The organism is Streptomyces hygroscopicus subsp. hygroscopicus (assembly GCF_001553455.1).
Taxonomy (GTDB): domain Bacteria; phylum Actinomycetota; class Actinomycetes; order Streptomycetales; family Streptomycetaceae; genus Streptomyces; species Streptomyces hygroscopicus.
The window spans coordinates 1-2,340 of the sequence record NZ_BBOX01000503.1 but is presented as its reverse complement, the minus strand read 5'-3'; the positions used below and the strand labels follow the sequence as shown (position 1 = coordinate 2,340).

The window sequence follows — 2,340 nt, the reverse complement described above, 5'->3', positions numbered from 1 at the left end:
GGGGTCTGGGGTCGGGGTGGGTGTCGCCGCCTCTGGTGCCGAGGCCGGGGGCGGGGACGGAGTCGGTCAGGGCGGTGGTCTTGAGGGGCGGCGGGGTCATGGCGTGGATCTCGGGACCAGCGGCTTGATGTCGATGCCCGGCAGCGAGGGCGGCGGCAGCCGGTAGGCCGGGGGCGTCGGCCACACCGGGGCGGTGGGGTAGAGGTAGGTCGGGAGCGGGGCGGGCACCGTGCCGCCGGTGGTGCCGCCGCCCGGCCGGTAGCCGTCGGTCCAGGGGGACACCGGCGTCCCGGGGTAACTCGGCTCGTCCCTGTTGGCCCACAGCACGAACGTCAGCCCCGCCATCCCCAGCAGCACGGTGAGCGCCAGCGCCCGTACGGCGGTGATCCGCCGACGCGCGGGGCCGGTGGCCCCCGGCACGATGCTGATCAGCCGCGGCTGCTCTCCAGGGGCCCCCGGCACCACGCCGTCCACCGCGCCCCCGGCCGGGCCGGTGGGCAGCGGTGCGCGTTCGTCCACGCCCAGGGCGGCCAGGTGCAGACCGAGCCGCTGGGTCTGGCCGGGCAGCCGGACGGCGGTGTCGGCCCAGGTGTGGATGGTCTCGGGGGCGATGCCGGCGGGCGGTACGAGAATGCTGGGGCCGGTCCAGTCCATCGCCCAGTAGGCGACCCCCCGCGATACCAACTGCGCCCCGATCAGCACGGCCAGGGCGTCGGCCAGAGGGCGGAGCGGATCGCTCTCGTTCTGCGCACCCCGGGGCAGACGGGAGTTGAGTGCGCGGGCGAGCGGCATCCGGCGGCCACCGTCCAGCAGCCGCAGCACCCGCTGGATCGTCAGCGCGTCGGGCTCCCGCTCCGTCTCCGGCCGCTCCGCCTTCGCCCGCTCCACCTTCCTCCACGCCGTCCGTTCGGCCTCCGGCCGCTCCGTGCGTTCGGTCCCCGGCCGTCCCGTCCGCTCATCCTCCGGCCCCTCCGTCCGTTCGGCCTTCGGCCGCTCCGTCCGCTCATCCTTCAGCCGCCCCGTCCGCTCCGCCTCCTCGACCGTGCGGACGGCCTCCGCCAGCGGTGCGAGGGGCCGCCTCGCACGGTGCTCGGCCAGTTCGATGAGCCAGTCCCGCCAAGGCACTCTCGTCCCCGCGTCCGGGCCGGGCAACAGGATGCGGCCCAACTCGATCGCGTACCTGGGCGGGACGGAGAGGGGGCGGGCGAAGAGGGGCACGGCTCCGGTCTCCGCGGCGGGCAGGCGCGCCAGCCGTTCCAGCCGGGTGGCCAGCGGCGGATGTGCGTCGTCGGGTCCGGCGGGCCGCTCGACGGCGCGGGCGCGCAGTGTGGCCAGCGGCTCCCGCAGCTCGGGGGCCTGGACCATATGGGCGAAGGCGCGGAACGGATCGTCGGGTATCCGACCCGTCGCCCGGCGCATCGGGGCGAGGAACTCCGCCAGGAACTGCTGCCACGCCGCCCCCAGCGCCTCCGTGGAGCACAGCGCGTCGGCGACCGCGCCCGGACCGGCCACCCGGGCGGCCTCCCGGTCGGCCTCCAGCTCCTGGCGCCGCCGGACCGGGCGGGTGAGCCAGCGAAAGAGGTAGGTGTAGAGGCCGAGCAGCAGCAGCGGCCCGCCCGCGTACAGCCGTACCAGGTCATTGGCGGCCGACGCGTCCTGGATCGCCTGCCGGGCCGCGACCAGCCCCGCCGCGCCCCGGTGGGCGACCGCGCCGAAGCGGCTGTGACGGTGGGAAAAGTGGCCCAGCTCATGTGCGAGGACGGCGCGCAGTTCGGCGAGCGACAGACCGGCCAGCAGGGGCAGGCCGAGATAGAGGACGCGTCGGCCGGGGGCCAGCCCGAGGAGCGGGGCGTCCTCGGTGACCGAGGCGTTGACCTCGGCGGTCAGTCGGATATGGGCGGGCGGGTGGGTGCCGACGCCGAGCGCCAGTTCCTCGACCATGCGCCATAACTCGGGCGCCCCGCGCCGGGTCACCGTCACCGCGTCCTCGCGCGGGGCGGAGGGGCGGGCGGTGCGGACCACCGCCCACGCCATGCCGAAGACGATCGGGGCGAACGCCGCGCAGGCGATGATGGCGCTGGTGGGCGGCGTCTGGACCCCGGGCGCCCTGGCGCTCCACAAGGCCACCGCGAGGAAGGCCGCCCAGAGCAGCACCATGGACGCGACCAGCGCGTAGAGGACGGCGAGCAGGGCGAGGGCGAGGACGGCGCGGGCGGCAGCGATCATCGGTGCTCCCGGGCGGTGTCCGTCCGGGGGGTTTCCGTGCGGGAGGTTTCCGTGCGGGAGGTTCCCGTGCGGACGGTGCCATCCTGGACCGTGCCGTCCCAGGCGGTGTCGCCC

The 2,340-nt window shown here is 76.0% G+C and carries 1 protein-coding gene; it reads right to left on the bottom strand.

Going from position 1 to position 2,340, the window contains the following annotated elements; translation table 11 throughout:
* Positions 1–96: 96 nt before the first annotated feature.
* On the bottom strand, positions 97–2,226 hold the full coding sequence (locus tag AXW62_RS37410; protein ID WP_060948308.1) for a M48 family metalloprotease: 2,130 nt from the start codon (positions 2,224–2,226) through the stop codon (positions 97–99).
* Positions 2,227–2,340 lie beyond the last annotated feature (114 nt).

Coding starts and splice junctions, on each gene's coding strand:
- AXW62_RS37410 (WP_060948308.1), bottom strand. CDS start 2,226: ATGATCGCTGCCGCCCGCGCCGTCCTCGCCCTCGCCCTGCTCGCCGTC.